Consider the following 733-nt stretch of genomic DNA (forward strand, 5'->3'; position numbering starts at 1 on the left):
GGCACCGCATCCGTCTGGTCATTGAAAACCGGGGTGAACAGCGACGCCACAGAGGCCCCGGACGGGTTGGCCGTATCCTCCGGCACGGGGGGCAGCGTCACATTCCCGGTGGCAAGCGGCGCATCATTCACCGGCTGCACAATGGCGGGAAGATCGACCGTGCCAATGGATATGGCCGTCGTCCCCCCATTTTTCGTCGCATCAATATGCGTGCCGGTTGTCACGGCACCGCTGCTGCTGTCGATCAGGTGAACCGTCAGCGGGTCGGGCGTACCGTTCCAGTTCGGCGCAGGCACGAAGGCCAGCCGGTCCGAGGCCGAAACCACAAGGCCATTCGTTTCCGACACGGCCCCCACCGGGGTGCGTGATCCATCCGCATGGACCACGATCCATGTCCCGTCCGATGCGGGCGTATCATTTTTCGTAATGACCACCCCCGCCAGATCATTTGCCGACGACCCACCCGGCACCGCATCCGTCTGGTCATTGAAGCTCGGCCCGAAAAGGGTGGACACCGATATGCCCGGTGGTGTCGTCGTATCCTCCGCCACCGTCATCGCAGGCGGCGTGCGCCCTGTCGTGACCGGGGCGTCATTCACCGGCGTCACCGCCGTCGAAAGCATCGACGTCCCGGCCGAAATGGCCGTAATCCCGCCATTGGCCGATACATCCACCCCTGTTGCATCCGCCACGGGGCCGCTGCTGCTGTCGATCAGGCGTGTCGTCAGTGCGG

1 protein-coding gene is annotated in these 733 nt (G+C 64.5%); it reads right to left on the minus strand.

Annotation, left to right across the window (positions count from 1 at the left end; translation table 11 throughout):
* On the minus strand, window positions 1-733 hold a 733-nt coding region (locus B7G66_RS17970; protein WP_048859326.1), incomplete at both ends, for a hypothetical protein.

The sequence above is a fragment of the Novacetimonas hansenii JCM 7643 genome, assembly GCF_000964405.1.
In the GTDB taxonomy this organism is placed as follows: Bacteria; Pseudomonadota; Alphaproteobacteria; order Acetobacterales; family Acetobacteraceae; genus Novacetimonas; species Novacetimonas hansenii.